The sequence below is a fragment of the Cellvibrio sp. QJXJ genome (assembly GCF_024452345.1).
GTDB lineage: Bacteria > Pseudomonadota > Gammaproteobacteria > Pseudomonadales > Cellvibrionaceae > Cellvibrio.
In genome coordinates, this window is record NZ_CP101662.1 from 66,813 (window position 1) to 83,791 (window position 16,979).

The following is a 16,979-nucleotide window of genomic DNA, read 5'->3' on the forward strand; positions in this document are numbered from 1 at the left end:
CTTGTTCGTCGAAAAAAATCACCGCCTTGCGCGGTGATTTTTTATTACAGCCAGCCCGATTTTTTAAACCGGTAATACAAGTACACACAAATTACCGAGACAATGCCCAATGACACCGGATAGCCGTATTTCCATTTTAATTCCGGCATGTGCTCAAAGTTCATCCCCCAGATACCTACAAATGCAGTGGCTACTGCAAATATGGCGGCCCAGGCGGCGAGACGTTTATTTACTTCACTTTCGTCGATGCTCACCATGGATAAGTTCACCTGAATAGCAGTGCCTATGGTGTCGCGGATGGCATCGATAGACGTATTGATACGGTAAAGGTGATCGTGTACATCGCGGAAATAATCTTTGGTATTGGCAACAATGGGCGGCACTCGTCCACCATCCAATTTGCCTACGGCTTCCATGAGTGGTGCCACTGCGTGTTTTAAAATGGTTACTTTCCGTTTTAATTCATACAGCCGCTCGATGTTGGTACGTTGGGAGCCTTTGGTAAATATTTGGTCTTCAATCGTTTCCAATTCGGTTTCAAATGCGACGACTATCGGAAAGTAGCGATCTACTACGGCATCCATCAACGCATAAAATACAAATGCCGAACCCTGCACAAGGTGATGCTGCTCGCGCTCGCAACGGGCGCGCACCCCGAGAAAACCTTGTTGGGTACGGTTGCGGGTAGAGAGCACATAATTTTCACCGACAAATACATCCACTTCGCCAACATTTAATTCACCGTCAACAAATTCCACAGTGTGCATCACCGCAAACAACGAATCGCCATACTCTTCAATTTTAGGACGTTGATGACCTGTATGGGCATCTTCTACTGCTAGTTCATGCAAGCAAAATTCCTGCTGCATTTGTTGCAATTCCGTAGGCTCTGCATCCTTTAAGGCTACCCATACAAAACAGTCGGTTTTTTTCACATAATCACTTATTTCTTCGACGGGAATACTGCAAAGCTTTTTCCCCTCTTGATAAGCGACGCAGTTGATGAGCATGTGCAATTCTCCGTAAAAAATGCGTGAAGTTGATTACCGGGTGTTAAGGTAATGATAAAACACCTTATCCCGCTCAGGTTGATCGTTTCAATCAGCTTAAGCGTACCGAATCGCTTACAACTTATTCAACAACCTGCTAACCGGAGTTTTTATGAGCACTACAGAAATCCTTTTTCGCCCCTTGAAGATGGGCAACCTTGAACTTCCTAATCGCGTCTGGATGGCACCCCTTACTCGCTGCCGCGCCGGTCTTAAACATCAGCCCAATGCACTGATGGCTGAATATTATGCCCAGCGTGCTAGCGCCGGTTTAATCATAGCTGAAGCCACTATGGCGATGGAGGGAAACTCGGCTTTTTGGCAAGAGCCGGGAGTTCACTCGCAGGCCCAGATTGATGGTTGGCGTTTGGTGACCGATGCGGTTCACGCCAAAGGTGGCAGGATCTTCTTGCAAATATGGCATGGCGGTCGCGCTTGTCATCCCGCCCTTAACGATGGAAAACAACCCGTTGCGCCGAGTGCTATTGCGATTGAGGATGAAGTGCATACGCCTGAAGGTAAATTACCCTATACCGAACCGCGCGCCTTAACAGATGACGAATTGCCGGGGATTGTTGCCGGGTTTAAACAAGCGGCGATCAATGCAAAAGCAGCTGGTTTTGATGGCGTAGAGGTGCATGGTGCTAATGGCTATTTGTTGGATCAATTCCTGCGCGATGGTTCGAACAAGCGTAGCGGTGCCTATGGTGGACCGATTGAGAATCGGGCACGTTTGCTACTGGAAGTAATTGCCGCTGTGTGCGAAGTGTGGGATAGCAAGCAGGTTGGTTTGCGCTTGTCGCCCCTTAATAGTTACAACAGCATGATCGACAGCGATCCCATCGCACTTACCACCTGGTTGGCAAAACGTTTGAATGATTTTAATCTCGGTTATTTGCATTTGATGCGCGGCGATTTTTTTCAGGCGCAGCAAGGTGATGTTATGACACCGGCACGCGAGCATTATAAAGGGGTGTTAGTAGGCAACATGGGCTATTCAGCCGACGAAGCCGCGGCGGCCATTGCTGTGGGAAAAGTAGATGCAATTGCATTCGGCGTTCCGTTTCTTGCGAATCCGGATTTACCTGCCCGCTTTAAACTGGGCGCATCGCTCAATGCACCTGACTCATCTACTTTTTATACCGCCGATGCTGTCGGTTATACTGATTACCCGACGATGGCTGATTGATATAGGTAATCAAATCAAAAGAGCCTGCACCAGGTGGGTTCTTTTGAATTCTTCAGGAGTTTTAACATTGCTTAATATGATGAGTGAACACAGCAAAACCAAAACCAGCTTTTATCGCCGGATTTACGTTGCTTATCTGGTGGAACAGGGTATTAACACTGTACCCAACATTATCGCGGCTACCGGTATGCCTCGGCGCACCGCGCAAGATACCTTCGCCGCGATTCATGAATTGGATATTCAACTGCAAAATACTCACGGTGTTTATTCTATTCAGAGTTGGGGCGCTGTGAATCCGGTGTGGGTAGGTGAGAATATCCAGCACATTAAAAAAGTTCTGAACTATCCTTGAAATTCTAAACTGGCCTTAAAGTTCTAGGCTACCCTCAAGGATTTGGTTCGGCGCGTGTCGCGAGTTGTAAATGATGCGCGTGCCCCGGTAGCCAGCCCAGGATAGTGGGAAATTTACGCAAGAAATGAAAGCTCAAAAAAATCAGTGGTGCTCGCCACCACAAGCCACGCAAGGTGTTTTTTAGTGTTAACTTTTCACAACTGTGTTCAGCGAGGGTAATGAGGTTTTGGTAAAGCTGTTGATTAAACGCTTCATCTTCGATAACAAGATTTGCTTCCAAATTTAATGACAAGCTCAACGGGTCCAAATTGCTCGATCCAATCGTAGCCCAGTGTTCATCCATAACGGCTACTTTGCCGTGGAATTGTCGTTTGCAGTACTCATAGATTGTGATGTCTGCACGCAGTAAATAATTGTAAAGTAAACGCGACAACGCACAGGCCAAGGGAACGTCGGATTGGCCTTGCAAAATTAAAATCACTTCTACTTTGCGCCGCGCCGCCCGGCGCAATTCTCGCAATAATCTATAACCGGGAAAAAAATACGCATTGGCAATAACCAGGCGCTTTTGCGCGGTGCGTGCAGCCAATAAATATTGCCGTTCTATGTCCCGGCGGTGTTGAGCATTATCACGCTGTACTACAATTGCACGGACGCTACCGGCAGCAATTGTACATACGCTACCGGCAGCGGGTGACTCGGTGGTCGTGGTGTGTTGAATAGGGTTGTTTTTTTCGTTGTAGCCAGCAGCAGTGACTAACAGGTGTATACAAGTTTGGTGAATGTCTGCGACTACCGGGCCTTGTACTGCAACGGCATAATCCTGTTTGGCATCGGGGCCAGAGTTGCTAATGTGATCAAAACAAAAATTGATTCCACCAATAAATGCCAGTTTCTGATCAATGACAATCAGTTTACGATGCAAGCGTCTGAACACGTTCAGGTGCACTCCCCAGCGTTTTGGTTGCGGATTAAATATATGTAACCGCACCCCAGCCGCCATCAGTGCCGCGGTAAAATCCTCAGTTAAATCGCCACTGCCATAACCGTCTATCGTGATATCGACTTTCACTCCCCGTTGTGCAGCCGCTATTAATTCCCGTTGAAGCGTTTGGCCTATAGAGTCATCTTTGATAATAAAAGTTTCTAGCAAAATTTCTGTCTGAGCGTTTCGTAGACTTTCAAAGACGCGCGGGAAAAACTCCTCACCATTAATAAGCAGTGTAAGGTCATTACCATCACGCCAATTATTTTTCATAGCTGAATGTCCACCATCAAAGGTGCGTGGTCGGAAAGGTGAGACCATGGGCGTTGAAATAGAACCTGGGCATTTTTTGTGGTGACATTACGCACATAAATCCTATCCAAGCAAAGTAACGGCCAACGTGCGGGAAAACTTTTTGCGGGTTGCTGATATTCACTAACGAAGGCTTCATACAAGTTGCACCGCGCCAGAATGGTGTCGGCGCGTTTACGCCAATCATTAAAATCGCCAGCGATAATTATAGGTGCCGTTGGTGGGATACGCTCAATCAAATTGCATAACATCTGTAACTGTTGTGTGCGGTAGTGTTCGCGCAGCCCCATGTGTACACAAATTGCATGTACTTCATTGTGGCCCGGAACTTTCAACACTGTATGTAAAATCCCGCGTTGCTCGATTTTGCCTACTGAAACATCCAGATTCTGGAAGCGAATGATGGGATACTTGCTGAGTATTGCGTTGCCGTGATCTCCATGCGGGTATACCGCGTTACGTCCGTAAGAAAACTCTGGCCAAATAGTGTCTGCTAGATATTCATATTGTGATGTCTCGGGCCAAGTAGCGTGGCGCTTTGCTTGTTGTTTATGACTACCGTGCACTTCCTGGAGAAATACAATTTCAGTGGATAGCGAGCGTATCGCCTCACGTAACTCCGGTAAAATAAATCGGTTAAAAGGCGTAAAACCTTTATGCATATTCAGTGTGAGAATGCGCAATTTTTGTATAGCAGGTTTGGTTTGCATTAGTTCGGTTAGCTGTTTTTCCGCGGAGGATGATTTCGGTTCAATAGGCTGCATCGCAATGCTGAGACCTGTGTTAGTTGGTTGGCTATGTTTCCATTTAATTGGAGGCATGAGGTATTTTTATCATTGTGAGGATTGTTTTTCTGTTGGCTCGCGCACATAGCATTTCTCTTATCCTAGGTGGGGCTTCTAGTAATCGAATCTTATTCCGGGTTTGTATATCACAAGGCTATACGTCAATCGTCGATTGCGTGTATCGTAGCTTCTGGTTTAATTCACTGTGTTCAATCTGGGAGGATGTTATATGTCGACTGATTTTTCCTTACGCGATCCACTACCCGGGGTTATGGAGCAGCTTTCACACCGCTGGTCGCCACGCGCTTTTACCAAGACCAGTATCGAACCTGAAGTGCTTGCGCGCATTATTGATGCTGCGCGTTTTGCCCCTTCCTGTTTTAATGCGCAACCCTGGCGCTTTTACACGTCTAACGACTCGACGTTTGCCGATTATCTGGCCTTGCTGGTTGATGCCAACCAAGTCTGGGCTAAAGATGCAGCGGTGATTGGTTTTCTGGCTGCCAAAAAGAATTTTGAACATAACGGCAAACCTAATGCCCATAGCGCTTTTGATTCGGGTGCGGCGTGGATGAGTATGGTATTGCAAGCCCAACAGGAAGGTTTGCATTGCCATGGTATGGCAGGCATCCACAAAGACGCCGCAAGAACATTCTTTACGTTGGATGACAACAGCGAGGAAGTGATTATGGCTTTTGTGATTGGCAAACACGGAAATACAGACGCTTTACCCGAACCGTTGCGTGCAAAAGAGGTTCCTTCGCCGCGCAAAAAATTGGATGAAATCTGGCTGGCAAAATAAGCATTTTTAATCCAGTGTGAGCAGTGGTGTTTTGTTGCCTTTGCCCGTAGTTACACTACACTGTGGGTTGAGTTTATGAGACACCACTAATGAACAGTTTGGAAGTAATAGAGCAAGATGCGTTTATCAGTGCGGCAACCCCGTTACTGAAATTGATTACCCATATCACCGGGCTTAAAACATCTTTTGTAACCACCATTGACTGGCAGGCGCAGCAGCAAACTGTGGTGCTCGCCCAAAATACGGGCAGTTTGCAAGTAGAGTCAGGTTCGCAGGTAGCCTGGACTGACTCTATGTGCCAGCTCATGCTCTCTGAACAGCTTACCGCAACGGCGGAAGTGCAAGTACGGTTCCCCGAAAGTGGTGGAGCGCTTCTGGGGATGCAAAGTTTTGTGGTGCTCCCGATTAAAATTGCCGACCAAATGATTGGTACGCTGTGCGGTGCCAGCGATGACAAAGTTGAACTGAGCAACCATCAAATAGAAAGCCTCAGTTATATTGCCGACGCCCTCGCGCTACAACTAAAACTCATGCTAGATGCGCGCAACGCCGAAGCAAAAGTGGATTCGCTGCGCGATCAAATTGAAAACCTTGCCACGCTTGCCAATACCGATCCCTTAACGGGGTTGCTCAATCGCCGCGCGTTTCAGCATCGCTACGAATTTGCCATCAAACTCAGTCGACGCAACAAACAACCCTTGTCGGTAATGATGATTGATATCGACGACTTTAAACAATTCAACGATGAGTTTGGCCACGAAACTGGCGATACGATTATCAAAATCGTCAGCGACGGGCTGAAACATATCGCGCGCAGCACTGACATCCCTTGTCGTGTCGGCGGTGATGAATTTATTCTTGCCGCCCTGAATACCGACAGCGATGGGTTAAAGTTATTGGCAGAGCGTTTGAGTGGTTACGTAAAACTTCACAGTAATAAATTACAGCGCGCCTGTTCGCTCAGTATCGGTATCGCCTGTTCGCGTCACGGCGCTGGAGAAGAGTTAATTCGTTTCGCCGACGAAGCGCTGTATATGAGCAAAGCCAGCGGACGCGATGCGACTAGCGTTTATCAACCGGATTAATGTTTAACTGCTGCAATTAAAAACGCCGTCAAAGATCTTCTTTTATGGCGTTTTTTTATGTTTGGATATTACTTCAGAGTTGGAGTTTTATTCCTTGATCTCCAATACTATTTTTTCGAATGCGAATTAAAAGGAGCCTAAAATGGCATTTAGTAAAGTAGTTATAGTGACTGGCGGTAGTCGTGGCATTGGCGCAGAGACAGCTAAGTTGTTCGCACAGCATGGCTATGCGGTTTGCATTAATTATCTGGCGAATGATGAAGCGGCTGAAAACCTTAAACGGGATATTATCCAATCCGGCGGTCAGTGCATTGCAATAAAAGCAGATGTTTTCTAAAGAGCAGGATGTAAAACGTTTATTTGAAACAGTTGATGCAGAATTAGGTTGCGTATCTGTTTTGGTAAACAATGCTGCCATATTAAAAACGCAATGCCGTTTGGATGAAATTAGCGCTGAGCGATTTTCCGAAATTATGAATGTTAATGTTATGAGTTGTTTTCTTTGTAGTAAAGAAGCAGTCAAACGAATGTCGAGAAAATACGGTGGGGTGGGCGGCGCCATCGTAAATGTATCCTCGGGTGCGGCTAAGAGTGGTTCGCCCAATGAATACATTGACTACGCTGCTTCCAAAGGAGCGATGGATACCTTAACGCGTGGGCTCGCGTTGGAAGTTGCCGCCGAAGGTATTCGTGTGAATGGTGTGCGCCCTGGTCTAATTTATACTGACATGCACGCATCCGGTGGTGAGCCTGGGCGTGTTGACCGATTAAAAAGTAAAATTCCACTGCAGCGCGGTGGTGAAGCAAAGGAAATAGCGGAGGCAATCTTTTGGTTAGCCTCCGATAAGTCCTCTTTTGTTACCGGCAGTTTTATTGATGCAGCGGGTGGGTTGTAGGAGAAAGAAGAATATTTTATTTTTCGATGCCCGCGAATGCGGGTATCCATAAAAATCTACGCATCTTGTTGCGCCATCAGCCCTACAACGCTTTCACCCTGAAATAATCCACATCCACAAACGAGCTCTTAGCTTTTCCTAAGGTAAACAGGCCCATTTGTGCACCTACCCAGCGGCCGCGGATGGCGGTAAAGGTTTCGCCTATATTTTTTATGGAGTTAGCAGTTTCCCCGTAGGAAAATTGCACTATACCACCGCGCTCAAGCGTCATACGCAAGTAAATTTTCGCTGATTTGTAAGTGGTGCGGGATAGCAGAGTTTCTTTGCAATTAGCTTCGGCGTTGGTGCAGTTCATTAATATTAGTTCTTGTCCTGCTTCTGTTTTTTTAATACCAAGCCACTGGTAATCAAAACCATAAACAATCAAACCGGCAGTATCGCCAACGGCTAAATTTTCCAATGCAAGTTTGGTTTCAACTACAAATTCATCGGCGGGTAATTTTTGTAACAAGAGTGATGGTGTATGCCACAGGTTTTGCTGCTGCCTGTAGCCTTCATCATTTACGGCGTATAAACGCAAGGAACCTTTGTTGGCGCTTAATGAATACCAATCACTTTTCCAGTTAGCGTTCCATTGCCACTGAAACCCGAGTTGCTCACTGGAAAATTCATCGGTAGTTGCGGGGTTTTTAATCGCAAAGTTTCCGGCGATGGGCTTTTTATGGCGCAGTACCGGCATGCCGGTGCCGTTGTTATCCGCATCTTTGCCAATTACCGGCCAATCGTTTACCCAGTGCATGGGTTGTAAGTGCACTATGCGACCATAGACGCGCAGTTCCTGAAAATGAAAAAACCAATCGCTACCTTCTGGCGTTTGTACCCAAGCGCCCTGGTGGGGGCCATTCACTGAGGTATAACCCTGTTCCAATACGGTTCTGTGTTCATAGGGGCCATTAATATTTTTTGCGCGAAATACGGATTGCCAGCCATGCTCCACACCACCTGATGGCGCAAACACATAGTAGTAGCCATTGTGTTTATACAGTTTTGGTCCCTCCAGCGTTATGTAGCCGGGAATTTTATTGCCATCAATCACCACTTCACCTTTGTCATCCAACAAGGTTTTTCCATCGGGTGACATTTTGCGCAGTGTCAGCATATTGTTAATGCCTGCACGACTTTTAGCCCAGGCATGCATCAGGTAGGCATTGCCATCCTCGTCCCAGAGTGGGGTGGGGTCGATAATCCCTTTGCCTGCCAACAACAAATGCGGTGCGCTCCAGGGGCCTGCAAAATTCTCCGCAGTCATGACGTAAATACCAAAATCCGGATCTGGGTAAAAAATCCAGAATTTATTGTTGTGATAACGCAAACAGGGCGCCCACACGCCTTTGCCATGTTGTGGTTTGGCAAATACCTCGGCTGGCACTTGTTGGGGCAGGGCGTGGCCCACCAACTCCCAATTCACCATGTCCTCCGATTGCAGTAGTGGCAGCCCCGGAGAGTTGTTAAAGCTGGAGGAGGTCATGTAATAGCGCTTGCCGACCCGAATCACATCAGGGTCGGAATAATCGGCATGAATCAGCGGATTTTTGTAAAAACCATTGCCTAAATCCGCCTGCCAGGGCGAGTTGGCTGCAGAGGTCAGAGTGTTTGTAGCGGTTGTGTTGCAGCCGAGCAGGCCAGCCGTTAACAGGCAACTGGTATAAAAAGCGAGGCGCTGAATAAGCGATTTGTTCATCGGTTTACCTTTTGTGGTTTTATCTTTGGGATTTTTTTTGCCGATAAAAACATTATCCGTATGTAAAAGTGTTGGTTGTTACCCTCTCTATTATTTCGGGTCTTTTGATGAATCTGACGACAAAATCCTTTGCTATTTCGACTTAGCATACTAGATATAAATTATGGTCACAATTACCATAATGTCATATGGTTTAACTAACCATATGTGGTGAGAGATAAAAACAATAAGCAGTTTTGAGTTAGGCAAAGGTTATTTTCGGTATTACCTGGCTGTTTCCGCACCTCAGGTGAGGGATCAACCGCCCCAATGGCACCATCAGGCTGATAAAAGCCAGTTTCCCTCAACCCGGCAGCAGTAGGCCGGCATGTTAATCAGGCCAATCAGCGCTTGAGGGTCAGGTTTTTTTCAAATTTCCGGTGCGACTAATAACAACGTTAACTTTGAGGTAAGGAAAATGACTATTAATAATCCCTGTAAATATCTGTTCGCGCTGTGTGTGATCTTGTTGGCTATGCAGAGCAATGCGGTCGTGATCGATACACGTTATGAACAAGTGGATAGCAATCTGTGGACGATGGATTTAACGATTCACAATGATCAGCCCGATCAATTCATTCATGAATTCACGGTATTTTTTGCCCCCGAGCTATTTGCCGATCTGACAATTGTTGCCAGCCCTTTCACTTGGGATAGTTTGGTGGTGCAGCCAGATGCGCTATTGGGTGATGGTTTTTTTGATAGTTATTCATTCACCGGTCTAGCATTTGGCGATGCACTGTCCGGTTTCAAAATTGCATTTAGTTACGCAGGTTTTGACGCACCGGGTGCGCTCGATTTTTTAGTCTATGACGCTGATTTTAATCCGCTTGGCAAAGGCCAAACACGCGTTATGACCCAGGCTGTTCCTGAATCTTCCACGGTGTTGCTGTTATTGCTTGGCTGTATGGCACTGGCGTTTACCAGAAAAACTAAACAGCCAGTCACTGCCATCGTTTAATTATGGCCCTTTAAAAACGAATAACGCTTCAAGAATTAATCAGCCTTGAAAAAGCAATAATAATCTGTGAGGAAAATTTAATGAAAAATATCAGTAACTATTTAGGACAATATGCGAGGGCGGTGTTGTTTGGCTCTGCGCTCGCAGCTGCCGGATCAGTGGTCGCCAGCGAAGACATTAATCTCAATGTTACGTCGCTAATAAAAGTGAGCGAAACCCGCATCAATCGTACTGAATACGATTATGTGTTTAAGCTCGCACTGAGCAATGGTGAAGTGCCATTAAAAAATGCGGCGCAAAAATTAATAGCAGCGGGGCAGGGCACTCAAATTATTGATGGCGACGTTGCAATCGGCAACTTAACACCGCATCAAACCATCACCAGTAGCGATACCATCACCATCAGGCACAATCGCAGTCACCCTTTTAATCAATCATCACTGGTTTGGCAGGCGAGCGGCGAAGTTTTCTATAGCCTCAATACAATTGCGCGTGCGTTTCCTGGTGCGGAAGGATTTGGTGCAAAAACAACGGGTGGGCGCGGCGGCGATATTTATTACGTGACAAGTTTGGCGGATACCGATACCCCCGGCACTTTGCGTTATGCCGTAAACAGAAGCGGTAAACGCACTATTTTATTTGCGGTAAGCGGTTATATTCAGCTCACTAAAAATTTGGAAATCGTCAATGGTGATGTGAGTATTCTCGGGCAAACTGCGCCGGGGGATGGCATTACGTTGCGCGGTGCAGCACTACGGATTAAAGAAGGTACTAATAATGTGGTGATTCGTTTTATCCGCTCGCGCCCCGGTCAGGTGCCGCAAGAAGTGGATGCGCTGGATGGGCGTTATTTGAATAATATTATCGTAGATCACAGCAGTTTCAGTTGGGCAATAGATGAAACTGCATCGCTTTACGCCAGCAACAATGTGACCTTCCAATGGAATATTGTGAGCGAAAGTTTAAATAATTCCGGGCATGAAAAAGGGTCACATGGTTATGGTGGTAACTGGGGCGGTGTGAATACCAGTTTTCACCACAATATGTTGGCTCATCATAAAAGTCGCAACCCACGCATCGATGGTATTTTGGATAAATGGACTGCGAATAAAGCGATTCCGAGTGTGGATGGCGTAGCGGACATTCGTAACAATGTTATCTATAACAATGTGCAATATCCTCCTTACGGCGCTGAAGGGCGCGATGTGCAATTTATTAATAACTATTACAAACCTGGCCCGGCGACGGTTGCGTCCGGCGTGAAAAATTTTATTGTATTAGCGAGTGGCCGTCGCCCACTGTATGAAGAAGATCGCACCGCCACCTTGAATGATTACAACGCGCAGTTAGCAGCAGGCACACTCGATCCGAAATTTCTGGTAAATGGTGCGGTAGCAAAACCGGTTGGGCGTGTTTTTGTGGAGGGCAATTTCTTACAGGGTAACCCCCAAGTCACTGCCAACAATGTAGACGGTGTGCGTTACGATGATGCAAGTTTAAAAGAGTTAATCATTCAATCCACCGCCTTTGCGATGGCAGATCACGCCAAGGTAAATACCCATTCGCCGGATGATGCGTTTGGTTTGGTAGTGCAATCCTCCGGTGCGAGTCTGCGCCGCGATGCTATCGACAGTCGTGTGGTAAATGATGTTGTGAATGGTACCGGCGCTAATGGTGCATCGGGCAACGGCATTATTGATTCACCAAATGATGTTGGCGGTTACCCCACGTTAAATTCTGCAGCTGCGCCTTTGGATACCGACCTTGATGGTATGCCGGATGCGTGGGAATTAGCGAATGGATTAAATCCGCACAGTGCTGCCGACAATTGGGAAATGTTTACTGACTTGCACGGGCTGTATCCCGAAGTAAAGGGTTTGTACAGCAATGCCGAAGTTTATTGGTATAGCCTGGTAAAACACATTCCTGGTGCTGGCGTGGAGGCGGCGGTTTATGTTCCTTCCAGTTCATCGAGTTCATCTATTGCTTCCAGTGCAGAGTTTTCATCTTCACTTGCATCGCTTTCTTCCAGTAGCGCAAGCAGCGCTGTGATAGTGCCAGTGAGTTCATCGTCCAGCAGTATTGCGAGCAGCAGCGCACAATCCAGTATTGCCACAGTGTTTAGCTGCCCGGCAACTGGCCTTTATTTTTGCGATGATTTTTCTGGTGGATTAAATACTGCTAACTGGGATGTAAAAACTGCCGCAAATAATGTCGCGCCACAAGCCAATGGTGTATTTGATATCTATGAAGAGCAGGGCAATAAAAGTTTACGTTTTACTGCGAGTAATAGCGGTGGCGTTTTGTTGCTGCTTAATCAATCAGTAATGAATAGCATTCCCTCGGCAGATTATTTTATCGAGGCAAAAATTCGCCCGCGCACTAACAGCACCACCAGTGACAAACATCTGTATATGTTGGCGCGGTATGTGGATGATAACAATTGGTACGGCGGCGGTTTAAATGTACAAAATGCTACTACCAGCACCCGTGTGGAAAATGCCAAACGCATTAATGGTGTGGTTACGCAAATGACGCGGTTTAATACTCCTATCGAGCAGGCAATTCGTTTTGATTCTTGTGGCAGTAATTGTGGTGGCCAGTGGTACACCGTGCGTTATGAACTGACCGGCAATCAGCATGTAATTTATTTAAATGGCGAAAAAGTCGGTAGCAACTTTACCGACGCTACCTATAGCGGAAAAGGTGTTATTGGTTTGTATACCAAAAATAAATCCTTTGAAATTGACGATATAAAAATCGGTAATGCCAATGACAAACCGCCGCAATTAAACATTTCTCCTGCCGCGGTCAGTTATGCCAGTGAAGTAAACAACGCGCCCTATGTGGTCACGGTAAGCGCCAAAAAACCAGACCTGAGTGAAGATGAGTTTTCGGTAGTGACTAGCGATACTAACGTGGTGGCAATTAATCGCTCGGGCAATCAAGTGAATTTGGTGCCGGTAGGTGCGGGTAGTGCAACTATTACTTTTATCAGTAACAGTGAACCAAATTTAACACGCAGTATTACTGCCAGTATTGCGCCGCAATTTGTGCAATCGCCCACTGTGTATAACTTGAATGGTTTAACACAACCTGCGGTGAATGCCGTGGAATCGCAGGTGGATGGAAAATTGCGCATTACCTTTGATTCGCCGCCAACTCTTGCATCTGCAGGTTCGATTCGTATTTATAAACTCAGTGATGACTCGGTGGTGGATACCATCAAGTTAGTGGATGAAAAACTCTATATAGGTTCAGATCCAACCCGCTTACGCACCATCAATGCGCCGTTGGTGGAAGTGGAGGGCAACAGCCTTTATATCACTCCCCACAAAACACTGGATTACGGCACCAGTTATTACGTGAGTATCAGCCCGGGTGCAATTACTAATGCAACGATTGGTGGTCTCGCGTTTGATGGCTTGGGCAAAGCCGCCGGTTGGATTTTTACCACCAAACCAAACGCACCCAGCGGTACGGTGATCACTGTGGATGATGACGCACCTGCCGATTTCAGCACGCTGCAAGGCGCGCTGAATTATGTAATGGCAAATATTTCAATCAATACTGAAACGCAGATCCACATTAAAAATGGAATCTATGAAGAGCCATTATTGTTGCGTAATAAAAACAACCTGACCATTACCGGTGAATCGCAACAGGGTGTACAAATCCGCTATAAAAATAACAATACACTCAACCCAGGTGCGGGTGGTACCGGCACTGCCGACGGCGCTTTGGGTGGCCGCGCGGTTTGGTTAATTGAATCGGTGGATAATTTAGTGCTTGAACATTTCACGCTCACTAACACCACGTTGATTGGTGAGGGCGGCCAAGCGGAAACTATTTATTTTAATAGCGACCAAGGGCGTTTGATTGGCAAATACATCAGTTTAATCAGCGAGCAGGACACAATTTCGCTCAAAGGTTATAACTGGTTCTATCGTTCATTAATTGCTGGCAATGTAGATTTTATTTGGGGTGGTAATCGTGTGTCGCTGTTTGAAGAAAGCGAAATTCGTTCACTCGGTGATTCCCGTGGCAACGGTGGTGGAGGGTATGTACTACAAGCGCGCACACCTACGGTAAACGATAAAGGTTATGTGTTTTTAAACTCCAACTTTACTCGTGGCCCCGGCCCACTTGGGCACAACATTCCCGATGGGCAATCTGTGATTGGGCGCACCGGTGGTAGCAGCAGTTTTGACAGCATCGCGTTAATTAACTGCAAAGTGGATGCGCACATTAAAAGTAATGCGTTTACCGATACACCTTCGGTTGTGGGTTCGGCAAACTCCGGGTTGCGTCAGTTCAATACCCAAACACTGAGTGGTTCGCCGTTAGATATAAGTGGGTGGACACATTTTTACTCGCTGACTGAGGAGGAAGTGATGAGCGATTACAGCAGCCGCGCCGCCATTTTCAGAAATTTTGGCAATGGCAGCGGGTGGAATCCCCAACCTTAATATTTACGCTTCACAACAAGCTTATCGAAAAAGGAGCCAGTAATTGGCTCCTTTTTTGTTGATCCGCTTTGTTCCTGTTGCGCGGCTCTCTGTACCTCATTATCAGGTGAGCTCAAGCTGAATGATTTGTATGCTATACAGATAATGTTATATTATAACGTTTTATTGGTGTGTGAAGCTGTTTGCTATGAGAAAATCTTTTAAAATCAATTTGTTAGCATTTATTTTATCGTGGAGTGGCTTTTCTCTTGCGGTAGATGGGCAAGAAAGCAGGGGCGGTGAGGTAATCGAGGAGGTGTTGGTTACTCATCAACACCAAGCTTATCGCGGCAATATTCCCCGTGCCGAGTTGCCGCAAGCAATTCAAGTTATCGAAAAATCGACCTTTCAGGATCTGGCGCTTACGCGTTTTCAGGATGTACTGGATTTCTCTGCCAGCATCGCGCGTCAGAACGATGGTGGCGGTTTATGGGATAGTTTTTCGCTGCGCGGATTTCCCGGCAATGAAAATATGCCCTCCAGCTATTTGATTAATGGGTTTAATGGCGGGCGCGGTTTTAGTGGTCACCGCGATGTGTCCAATATCGAACAAATTGAAATTCTAAAAGGTCCCGGCTCAGCCCTTTATGGTCGCTCCGAACCCGGCGGCACTATCAATATCATCACACGCAAACCGCAATTCACGAGTGAGGGTTATGTAAAAGTAACCCGCGGTAGTTTTGAGCAGCAGCGTGTAGAAGGCGATTACACACAAGCTATTAGTGATCAGCTCGCACTGCGGGTCAATGGTGCCGTGCAAGATTATGGTAGTTTCCGCGATTACGTGACGAGCGATAAACAGGTCATCACACCTTCATTGCTTTATAAGCTGAATGACGACGCATCGCTTCTGTATGAGTTTGAATATTTAAAACAGGAGCAATTATTTGATCGCGGTTATGTGGTGTTGAATAACGATTTTAAAACGGTGCCACGCAGCCGTTATTTGGGTGAGCCGGGTGATGGCCCGACGACGATTGAATCCACAGGGCATCAGTTAACCTATCAACAACAATTGTCGAGCGATTGGTCATTTAACACTGGTGTTGGATATCGCGAATCCGAGTTAAATGGTTTCTCGTCGGATGCAGAATTAGCCGCAGGCCGACAATCACTCTACGACGATGATGCCACGCTCACGCGGCAGCGTCGCTATCGCGATTATTATTCAAAAGACACAACCCTACGCGCTGAATTCAGCGGTGAGCTTTCGCTGGCGGGGATGACACATAATTTATTAATCGGCGCCGATGCTTATGATTACGAATTATTTACATTGCTCGGACGCTATCGTGGTGCCAAAGGCAGTTACGCAATCAATATCAATGACCCCGTGTATGGAGTAGCGGTTGCGGGAACACCGGCAACCCTTTATGCCAATTTGGAACACCAGCAGGCAACTGGTGTTTATCTGCAAGATCAAATTGAATTAACCGATCGCTGGCGCGCGCTTGTGGGGGGGCGAGTGGATACTTATGATCAGGAAATTCATGAGCAATTAAAAAATGTTGTGTCGCACGCGGATGATACCCAGGTGTCGCCACGCATTGGTGTGGTGTTTGTGGTGAATCCCGCCATGACGATTTATTCGAGTTATTCCGAAGGTTTTGTGCCGCTCAGCGGCACTAATTATGCTGGCAATGCTTTTAAGCCGGAATTGAGTGAATCGATTGAAGTCGGTACCAAAATAAATCTTGCGGACTGGGCGTTAACCATCGCACTTTTTGATGCAGAAAAAACTAATATGCTCACCACTGATCCCGTGAATGCCGGCTTCTCTGCAACCCTCGGTGCGGTAAATAGTCGCGGTATTGAAATCGATGTAAGTGGTGCACTCACTGACAGCCTTGAGGCACAAATTTCTTATACTTATTTGGATACAGGCACAGCAGTTGATTCAGTCAATATAGAGTGGGGTGTGTTAGTGCCTGCTGGTAGTCCGATCTCCAATGTGCCGGATCACAGTGTGAGCGCAATGCTTAAGCAACAGCTGCGTATTTATAATCGCGATGCCAATATTGGTGTGCGGGTGCGCTATATCAGCGAGCGTTTGGGCGATACCGTCAACCCAAATTATCAACTGCCTGCCTATACATTGATGTCGGTATTTGGTTCCTTTGCCATTACTCCACGCTGGCAAGTGGAGGCGGTGGTAGATAATTTATTTGATGAAAATTATGTACTCAATTCCTATTCGCCGCTTTGGACGCAGCCGGGTGAGCCGCGCAGTGTGCGCGTGAGCCTTCGGTACGATTTTTAACGGACGTTGTTAACC

Annotated in this window: 13 protein-coding genes; 9 read left to right on the plus strand and 4 right to left on the minus strand. The window is 46.6% G+C overall.

Translation table 11 applies throughout. The features are described 5' to 3' along the window. Positions 1-44: 44 nt before the first annotated feature. Positions 45-1,010 carry a magnesium/cobalt transporter CorA gene (gene corA, locus NNX04_RS00235; RefSeq protein ID WP_007643712.1) on the minus strand — a complete coding sequence of 322 codons (966 nt, stop codon included), beginning with the start codon at positions 1,008-1,010 and terminating at the stop codon, positions 45-47. A 151-nt stretch (positions 1,011-1,161) separates the two neighbouring features. On the opposite strand from corA, the gene NNX04_RS00240 reads away from it, so the two are divergent. Next, a complete protein-coding gene (locus NNX04_RS00240; RefSeq protein WP_261947099.1) occupies positions 1,162-2,238 on the plus strand; it encodes an alkene reductase in 1,077 nt (358 codons plus the stop codon). 43 nt (positions 2,239-2,281) lie between these two features. After that, entirely contained in the window at positions 2,282-2,590 is a 309-nt protein-coding gene (locus NNX04_RS00245) for a winged helix-turn-helix domain-containing protein (protein ID WP_261947100.1), read from the plus strand. 34 nt (positions 2,591-2,624) lie between these two features. On the opposite strand, the gene clsB is transcribed toward NNX04_RS00245, so the two are convergent. Further along, complete coding sequence (clsB, locus tag NNX04_RS00250) at positions 2,625-3,848, minus strand: cardiolipin synthase ClsB (protein ID WP_261947101.1); 1,224 nt, start codon at positions 3,846-3,848, stop codon at positions 2,625-2,627. Continuing rightward, on the minus strand, positions 3,845-4,651 hold the full coding sequence (locus tag NNX04_RS00255; protein WP_410004070.1) for an endonuclease/exonuclease/phosphatase family protein: 807 nt from the start codon (positions 4,649-4,651) through the stop codon (positions 3,845-3,847). Before NNX04_RS00255 ends, clsB begins: the two co-directional genes overlap by 4 nt. Positions 4,652-4,901: 250 nt before the next feature. Between NNX04_RS00255 and NNX04_RS00260 the strand changes: the two genes are divergently transcribed. The 4 genes from NNX04_RS00260 to NNX04_RS00275 all read left to right on the plus strand — a co-directional run bounded on the left by NNX04_RS00260 (position 4,902) and on the right by NNX04_RS00275 (position 7,455). Beyond that, positions 4,902-5,474, plus strand: a complete 573-nt coding sequence (locus tag NNX04_RS00260) for a nitroreductase family protein (RefSeq protein ID WP_261947102.1) — start codon at positions 4,902-4,904, stop codon at positions 5,472-5,474. Between the two features lie 89 nt (positions 5,475-5,563). Beyond that, positions 5,564-6,559: a sensor domain-containing diguanylate cyclase gene (locus NNX04_RS00265; protein WP_261947103.1), complete on the plus strand. Its 996-nt coding sequence runs from the start codon at positions 5,564-5,566 to the stop codon at positions 6,557-6,559. Positions 6,560-6,701: 142 nt separating this feature from the next. Continuing rightward, the gene (locus NNX04_RS22935; RefSeq protein ID WP_261947104.1) at positions 6,702-6,896 is read left to right on the plus strand and encodes an SDR family NAD(P)-dependent oxidoreductase; all 195 of its coding nucleotides are present in this window, start codon (positions 6,702-6,704) and stop codon (positions 6,894-6,896) included. Continuing rightward, positions 6,886-7,455, plus strand: a complete 570-nt coding sequence (locus NNX04_RS00275; RefSeq protein WP_261947105.1) for an SDR family oxidoreductase — start codon at positions 6,886-6,888, stop codon at positions 7,453-7,455. Before NNX04_RS22935 ends, NNX04_RS00275 begins: the two co-directional genes overlap by 11 nt. A gap of 82 nt (positions 7,456-7,537) precedes the next feature. Here the strand turns inward: NNX04_RS00275 and NNX04_RS00280 are convergent, their stop codons facing one another. Beyond that, positions 7,538-9,196: a glycoside hydrolase family 43 protein gene (locus NNX04_RS00280; protein ID WP_261947106.1), complete on the minus strand. Its 1,659-nt coding sequence runs from the start codon at positions 9,194-9,196 to the stop codon at positions 7,538-7,540. A 457-nt stretch (positions 9,197-9,653) separates the two neighbouring features. Between NNX04_RS00280 and NNX04_RS00285 the strand changes: the two genes are divergently transcribed. The 3 genes from NNX04_RS00285 to NNX04_RS00295 all read left to right on the plus strand — a co-directional run bounded on the left by NNX04_RS00285 (position 9,654) and on the right by NNX04_RS00295 (position 16,964). Continuing rightward, positions 9,654-10,196: a PEP-CTERM sorting domain-containing protein gene (locus tag NNX04_RS00285; RefSeq protein WP_261947107.1), complete on the plus strand. Its 543-nt coding sequence runs from the start codon at positions 9,654-9,656 to the stop codon at positions 10,194-10,196. An 80-nt stretch (positions 10,197-10,276) separates the two neighbouring features. Then, positions 10,277-14,665 (plus strand): pectinesterase family protein, encoded by a 4,389-nt coding sequence (locus NNX04_RS00290; RefSeq protein ID WP_261947108.1) that lies wholly within the window; start codon positions 10,277-10,279, stop codon positions 14,663-14,665. Between the two features lie 187 nt (positions 14,666-14,852). Beyond that, entirely contained in the window at positions 14,853-16,964 is a 2,112-nt protein-coding gene (locus NNX04_RS00295; protein WP_261947109.1) for a TonB-dependent siderophore receptor, read from the plus strand. Positions 16,965-16,979 lie beyond the last annotated feature (15 nt).

Coding starts and splice junctions, on each gene's coding strand:
- corA (WP_007643712.1), bottom strand. CDS start 1,010: ATGCTCATCAACTGCGTCGCTTATCAAGAGGGGAAAAAGCTTTGCAGT.
- NNX04_RS00240 (WP_261947099.1), top strand. CDS start 1,162: ATGAGCACTACAGAAATCCTTTTTCGCCCCTTGAAGATGGGCAACCTT.
- clsB (WP_261947101.1), bottom strand. CDS start 3,848: ATGAAAAATAATTGGCGTGATGGTAATGACCTTACACTGCTTATTAAT.
- NNX04_RS00255 (WP_410004070.1), bottom strand. CDS start 4,651: ATGCAGCCTATTGAACCGAAATCATCCTCCGCGGAAAAACAGCTAACC.
- NNX04_RS00260 (WP_261947102.1), top strand. CDS start 4,902: ATGTCGACTGATTTTTCCTTACGCGATCCACTACCCGGGGTTATGGAG.
- NNX04_RS00265 (WP_261947103.1), top strand. CDS start 5,564: ATGAACAGTTTGGAAGTAATAGAGCAAGATGCGTTTATCAGTGCGGCA.
- NNX04_RS22935 (WP_261947104.1), top strand. CDS start 6,702: ATGGCATTTAGTAAAGTAGTTATAGTGACTGGCGGTAGTCGTGGCATT.
- NNX04_RS00275 (WP_261947105.1), top strand. CDS start 6,886: ATGTTTTCTAAAGAGCAGGATGTAAAACGTTTATTTGAAACAGTTGAT.
- NNX04_RS00280 (WP_261947106.1), bottom strand. CDS start 9,196: ATGAACAAATCGCTTATTCAGCGCCTCGCTTTTTATACCAGTTGCCTG.
- NNX04_RS00285 (WP_261947107.1), top strand. CDS start 9,654: ATGACTATTAATAATCCCTGTAAATATCTGTTCGCGCTGTGTGTGATC.
- NNX04_RS00290 (WP_261947108.1), top strand. CDS start 10,277: ATGAAAAATATCAGTAACTATTTAGGACAATATGCGAGGGCGGTGTTG.
- NNX04_RS00295 (WP_261947109.1), top strand. CDS start 14,853: ATGAGAAAATCTTTTAAAATCAATTTGTTAGCATTTATTTTATCGTGG.